This window comes from Streptomyces sp. NPDC044061, from assembly GCF_056434305.1.
This window is the reverse complement of the sequence record NZ_JBWKFL010000121.1, coordinates 1-6,592: the sequence shown is the minus strand read 5'-3', so window position 1 is coordinate 6,592 and position 6,592 is coordinate 1. Positions and strand designations below refer to the sequence as shown.

Below are 6,592 nucleotides of genomic sequence, written 5' to 3'. Positions count from 1 at the left end.
GCCTGCGTCATCACGGACGGGATATGACCCGACCGCCGACCGCCCTCGGACTGACGTGATCATTCCGCGCCGATCGCGAGAACGACAGAGCCCTGCGGCAAGCTTGGCGACGTGGTGGACGTCCACCGAGCCGTGTTCTCGGCACAATTCGCATCGCGCTGCTTGCAACCGAGTGATCAGCTCCTTTCTTCTGACGTTGACCGGGGGCGGAACGAGGTCCTTGATGACCGCGTTCTTCTTGCGCCGTAGAGGGATACCACCGAACCGTGCGACCAGAGGTGGACGGCCCTCCCGCTCCACGTTGACCTCGAAGCATCTACGGGGACCGTGCGGTGTTTCGATGGTGGTCTTGTAGTGGTCCGCCATCTTCGTCACGGTTGAATTGTGCTTGCAGGCCAGCGTTTTGAGCATGGAAGTCTTCATTACCCATTCCAACCGGTTCAGTCGGTAGACATCACCGGCCAGCAGGTAGTACTCCACCAGGCCCCGGAATTCTGCTCCATAGGTCCGGACGATGGTGTGGTCGTCGTCGTTGACCATCTGGGTTCTTCGCTCGGGTTTGCCGCGCTTGAGGTACAGGGCGCACTTGGTCTTGATCACGTCGAGGGGCACGCGCAGGCCGATGACTCCGTTGGCGGAGCGCCCCTTGCTGCCGATCTTGTGATCGGCGTGCTGGACAGTGATCTCGTAGCCGAGGAAACGTGCCGCGCCTGTGCGGGCGTGAGTGATGAGCGTCTTCTCTTGCGACAGTTCAAGCTTGAGTTCGTCACGCAGGAACTTTGCAAGTCGCTCTTTGATCTCTTCGGCTTCGGATTTCGGTCCGGTGAAACCGAGGAGGTGGTCATCGCAGTACCGTACATAGCGGAGCCGCCGGAATCCCGGATCTGCGGGGTCCCTGCTCGGCAACCTGCGCAGTTGTTTGCGCAGGGCGCGTACGGTGGCGCGATCGCCGCGCCTGTGGGCGCGTCGGATTGCGAGATCCACCTTGCGGTATTCGGGATTGAGAACCCTACCTCTTCCTCGGGTGTATTCCGGGATGAGAACGTCTTCGATGAAACTGTCCAGCCGGTGTAGGTAGATATTGGAAAGGACAGGAGAAGCAACCCCGCCTTGTGGCGCACCGCTCAACGTGGCATGCCAAACCCAATCTTCCAGATATCCGGCTCGAAGCATGTTCTGCAACAGTCGCAGGAAACGGCGGTCGTGGATCTTCTCCGCCAGGATGGACAGTAAGATCCCGTGATCGATCGACCCAAAGCAGTCGGCAATGTCACTCTCGATGAACCAAGTCGTGCCGGTCCATTGATTCGCTACCTCCGACAGGGCGGTATGGCACCCGCGCTTAGGCCGGAAGCCATGCGACCGATCCGAGAACTGCGGCTCATAATATGCCTCAAGCAAGAGGCGTATCACCTCGCCGACTAATTTGTCCGACCAGGACGGAAGACCTAGCGGTCTCTTCTTTCCATTCTTTTTGGGAATGTAAGTGCGCCGCGCGGGCTTGAATCGATAGCGCTCATAGCGCAGCGCGTCGATGATGCGTTCGATCTTGCCCAAGGACATACCGTCGACGGTCTCTCCATCGACTCCGGGAGTTGTTGCCCCCTTATTGGAGTACAGGCGGCCGTAAGCGAGTAAATACAGCTCCGGGTTGAACAGTTGCCGATAAAGACGTTCCAGCGGCAGGCCACGCCTTCCGCGTTCACGCAGGACACCCAGTACCTTTTCGGCTTCTCGCATCACGCGTACCTCCTGGCCGTTAAGTGTCCGATCACCTGGCCCCCTTCGACCTGTAGACGGCTCTCCCGTCCTCCCTGGTGAGGCGTTACTCCCACATCTAATACGGGGCCTCTGTCGCCATAGAACACATAGAATGTGCCCCTTAGGCGATCCCACGTTCATCCTTGTCATACGTCATAGAGCGACTTAGGTGCCCCACTCATCTCCTTGAATCCCCTCACTGGGGATCGCTCCGCATCACGGAGGGTGCATCGCATAAGAACCGACTACGATGCATGGTGCGGCGCCGGTCTCAGATACCTTTCCGGCGGACGAGAAGTTGCGTCTTCTGGAGATTGGGTTTCAGGCAGTCTAGCTTTCCACCATATCGCTCGGGCCCCGCGGCACCCCGTTCCTTGTACCTGGACACGGTCACCGCTTCTCTGGCATGCTACTGTCCCCTTTTCCTTTCGGATCCAGGTAAGCCATCAGGCCCAGGAATGTTCCTCCGAATTCCTCCCGGCTTGACCGGGGATATGACAAAGTGCCTCGTGGCGCACGCTCTTTCTTCTTGGTGTCCACGCTGATCACTGGATCCCCGGCGTCCCGGTGATCGCGGGCTTGTTCGTTGATATAGCGGAACTGCGCGTCGCGGTCTGGGTGCTGCGCGCCCTCGATCGTCTTGGCGTTGGCCTGCAGACTGAAGCCCTCCTCACGCAGCAGGTCGCCGACCGTGTCCGCCGAGACGCGATGGCCTTGCCGGGTGAGCTCGTCGGCGAGCTTGCGCGTCGACTTCGCCGTCCAGCGCAGCGGAGACATCGGATCCCCGCGCATATCCGGCTCGACCAGCGCTAACAGTGCAGGTCGCAACCCTGGATCCACCTCGGCGGCCCTCTTGCGCCCACCGCCAGGGTGGCGGACCCGACCCAAAGGCTCCGCACCCGCTTCCAACTCCTCGACGCCCTTGCGGACCGTGGTCTCGCTGACCTCGGCCGCCTGCGCGACAGCCCGGATCCCGCCATGCCCCAGGATCCGGGCCTCGGTTCCCATCAGCAGACGGCGCTGACGCTCGTCCAGGTGCGGAACCAACACCGCGAATCTCACGGCGAGTTGATCACGAGTCTCCTGCGATATGCCCATACCACATCAACGAGCCAGATCCATGGAAGCAACACCTTGATTTTCTGCGCGCCCTAACGACATCGTGCACGGTTGGCCGTGGCCCGTCGAGGTGCGCGTCGTTGTCGGTGTTCACGCTCGAAGTCCGTGGCCGAGGGTGGCGGTCTGCTGGTGTGAGAGCAGACGGGCGACGGCTTTGACGATGTCACTCATGTGCTCGCGGCGGCCAAGGTGCCGGGCGAGAGCTCGCCAGTTCTTGAGGTGCGCAATGCCGTGCTCGACTCGTATACGTCGTGAGGAGTGGGCCTTGCGCTGCTGCTCGTGTCGTTCCTCGTACCAGGCTGGGGCGTTCTTCTTGAACTTGCGATGGGGTAGCGTCAGCACGCGTCTGCCGGTCTGCGCGTCCATGCCCTGGTAGCCGGCATCCGCAAAGATCTCCATGAACGGACCGTCGGCCAGGAGCTGGGGCAGTCCAAGCAGTCGCGCCTGGGTGATGTCGGCGCAACTGCCCGGCCGGACCGGGCTGCAGAACAGCAGGCGCCCCTTGGCGTCTGTGAGGACCATGGACTTCACCGCGTTCTGCTTGGTCTTGCCGGAGATGAATTTGTCCCGGTCCTTGCGGCCCGCGGCCGGGCGTCGCACACGACGGCGCGACGGTGCATCCCCGCTGCGTGAGCAGGGGCCGCACCTCGCCGATGGCGCGCGTGACGGTGGAGCGGTCCAGGCCGAACCAGCAGACCAGCACGTCATGAGTGGTGCCACGGTGCAGACTTCGCGCCGGCTCCTACAGCCCGTCGCCGCGGCCGGGCCGTCAGACGTGCCTGATGCTGTTCGTGCCACAACGGCCCTACCTCAGAAAGCGGGCCAGCAACGAGTGATCGAAGCCGCTGTCGTCCAGTTCCAGCAGGTATTTCCAATCGGTCCGGGTCCGTACCGCCTCCGTGGCCTGCCGGTCGGACAACCCCTCGGCGTACTGCGTCACCGACACCATCGCCAGCACGCCCGGCGAGGCGACCGGGCGCCCGTCGGCCGGGAAGGCGGCTGCGAACAGCATGTCATCGAAGACGAGTCCCAGACTGTCGCGCAGCCGGATCGTGAGCGAAACCTTCGAAAAGGCCCTGCACGCCACCTGCCGCGTCAGTTCCGGGACCTCTCCACCGGACCTCGATTCCAACGATACTGGAACATCACCGTCAACGAAATCGACCTTCCACCCACCATCCCGCTCCACGCCAAGCATGAGGCAGATTTCAGAAATCAGCAGCGGGATCTTTTAGAGGAGGAGGGATTCAATCCAGATTAATTAGAAGTACAAGCCGAGGCGCCGAATGCTTGTTGGCACCGGGACAGGGAGGTTGTCTCTGCGGAACTGAGTGGGCGAGACGCCGAATGCTTGTTTGAAGGACCGGGTGAAGTGAAACTGGTTTTCGAAGCCCCCCTCGTGTGCGACTTGGCCCACGGTCAGGTCGGTTCGGGCGAGCAAGGCAGCCGTGTACCTCAGGCGCAGTAGGCGCAACGCCGCGATCGGGCCGTATCCGAACTCCTTCTTATAGACCCGGCAGAGGTGTTCGCGGGTTACCGCGGCTGCATCCGCAAGCTCGTCAAGCGTAGGTGTACGGAACGGACTCCCAGGCGACCACCGCGCGCGGACCAAGGCCATCGACCGTTCGATAGGTAGGGGCAAGTTGCGGTCACTGACGTTGCTCGTGGCCGACGCGCCAGTGCGATAGGCATGTAGCGCGTAGGCGAGGGCCTCCCGTACTTGGTCTTGCCAACCGTCACGCCGCGCAGCGTCAAGCCATAGGAGATGATTTAGAAGCGCAATTATCACGTCATCCGCAGCCAGGTAGCGAAGCAGTGGCCATTCGCCACCAGTTGTGGTGGTGAAGATGACGTACCCCATCTGTGTGACGCGGTCGGGGTCCCACGAGTACATGTATCGCGTGCCTGGAGGGTTCAGCACGACGGTGTTCGGCGGCAGCGGATAGGCGTTGCCTTCGCCCACGAGCTGGGAGGTGCCCTCCGTGAACCACAGCAGTTCCCAGTAGTCCGCGGTGGTCGGTCGATCGTAGGTAGTGGCGGGTGCGGCCACGAAGAACCCAATCCTGAAGATGTCAATATCGGGCATGTCTGTGCTACCTATCGCCATGGTGTGCGACATCTAGTCACGTCACGATAGCAACAGTCGGTATGTGACCAGGTCGGGCCCGTACGCCCAGGGTCATCGTCGACCCCCTTAGCGCAGCAAACGACCCTAAGGACGTGATCATGACAACTACGTCGCTGCCAGACGCCGGGCAGCCTGAACCGGTTCGGCTGCCTGTGGAGCGCAGGTGCCCGTTTGATCCGCCTCGTGAACTTGGCGAGCTACGTGACAGTCAACCGTTGAGCCGGCTCCGTTTTCCTGATGGTCATGTCGGCTGGCTGGTGACGAGCCACGAGCTTGCTCGTGCCGTGCTTGGAGATCCACGTATCAGCGTCTTCCCTGGGGGCCCGCCGGGATTGGATCCGGAGCGACAGGCCGCCCAACTTTTCGATGCTATCCAGTACGACGACGCTTTTCCGGATGCTGTCCGGGCCCTTGTTGATCGTTACCGACGGGAGGGTCGGCTGTCCGACGCTTTCCGGGACCCGGAGGTCGTGCGAACACTCCACGAGCGGTCGCTGAGGAAGTTGTCCTTCTTCAGTACGGATCCACCCGAACACACTCGGCTGCGTCGCCTCGTGGCCCCTCACTTCGCGGTGCGCCGCGTGGGTGACTATCGGGCACGCATCGAACAAATTGTCGCCGATCGTCTCGACATCATGGAGCGAGTCGGCCCCCCCGTCGACCTGGTTGAGGCGTTCACTCAACCAATTCCATCGCTGCTGACCTGCGCACTATTCGGCGTGCCGGCGAGTGAACGTGGCACATTTGAGCGGCTTGCCGCGGTCAGGCAAGATCCAAACGCGACTGTCAAGGATGGTCTGGCGGCAAACGAGGAGTTCAGGTCATTCGCTCGTGAACTCATCGAAGGCAAGCGAGCGCAGCCAGGCGATGATCTTCTCAGTACTTTGGTCCGCAATGGGGAGATGACCGATGATGAACTCGTTGCTACCGCAATCGTCTTGGTGAGAGCGGCTCACGCGACGACGGCCCTTGCCCTCGGGTGCGGCATTCTCACGCTCTTGCATGATCGGGATCGGTGGGATGCGCTCAGGACCGAGTCAGTCCCGGTCGGTCGCATCGTTGAAGAGCTGCTGCGGTACAACACCATCGATCAGGCTCCCGATGTGCGAACCGCTCTGGAGGATATTGAGATCGGCGGAACGGTGATCAAGGCTTTCGAGCCCGTCGCCGTCTCACTCTCCGCGGTTAATCGTGACCCGCAGGTGTTCGCTGAGCCGGACCGGGTCGACCTGACTCGCCAGTCCGCGGGGAAGCACCTCGCCTTCGGCTACGGCGTCCATCAGTGCGTCGGCCAGCATCTGGCCCGTCTGGAAATGCAGATTGCACTGCCCGCGCTGGCTCGTCGTTTCCCCACTCTCGATCTCGCTGTACCTGTGGCAGACATACCCTGGCACAGCGGCGACCGACAACTCTACGGGCCGGAGCGGCTGCCGGTGACCTGGTGAGGCGATAGCTGCTGAGGGTCAACTCCGACTGGGACGGATGGAAGGGCGGTGGGGTTGTGTCCGGCTGGAGCGTTGTCGCTTCGTGGTAGCGGTGACGGTGCGATGGTGGACGAATAGGTCGATGTGCTGGGCTGGCTTT

General features: G+C 61.9%; 5 protein-coding genes and 1 pseudogene. 1 reads left to right on the top strand and 5 read right to left on the bottom strand.

Annotated features, from left to right (window positions below):
• The 5 genes and pseudogenes from AC07CM_RS50120 to AC07CM_RS50100 all read right to left on the bottom strand — a co-directional run.
• Positions 1-1,740, bottom strand: a 1,740-nt coding sequence (locus tag AC07CM_RS50120) for a reverse transcriptase/maturase family protein (protein WP_478883239.1), incomplete at its 3' end; no start/stop codon positions are given.
• Positions 1,741-2,280: 540 nt separating this feature from the next.
• A pseudogene (locus AC07CM_RS50115) lies at positions 2,281-2,859 on the bottom strand (ISAzo13 family transposase); the annotation flags it as partial.
• Positions 2,860-2,970: 111 nt separating this feature from the next.
• On the bottom strand, positions 2,971-3,480 hold the full coding sequence (locus tag AC07CM_RS50110) for a transposase family protein (RefSeq protein WP_478883237.1): 510 nt from the start codon (positions 3,478-3,480) through the stop codon (positions 2,971-2,973).
• Between the two features lie 205 nt (positions 3,481-3,685).
• Positions 3,686-4,078: a transposase gene (locus AC07CM_RS50105; protein ID WP_478883236.1), complete on the bottom strand. Its 393-nt coding sequence runs from the start codon at positions 4,076-4,078 to the stop codon at positions 3,686-3,688.
• 63 nt (positions 4,079-4,141) lie between these two features.
• A complete protein-coding gene (locus AC07CM_RS50100) occupies positions 4,142-4,966 on the bottom strand; it encodes a helix-turn-helix transcriptional regulator (protein WP_478883235.1) in 825 nt (274 codons plus the stop codon).
• A gap of 140 nt (positions 4,967-5,106) precedes the next feature.
• Here AC07CM_RS50100 and AC07CM_RS50095 point away from each other — a divergent pair, with 140 nt between their 5' ends.
• Positions 5,107-6,453, top strand: coding sequence for a cytochrome P450 (locus AC07CM_RS50095; RefSeq protein ID WP_478883238.1), 1,347 nt, complete (start codon positions 5,107-5,109; stop codon positions 6,451-6,453).
• The last annotated feature ends 139 nt before the right edge of the window (positions 6,454-6,592 follow it).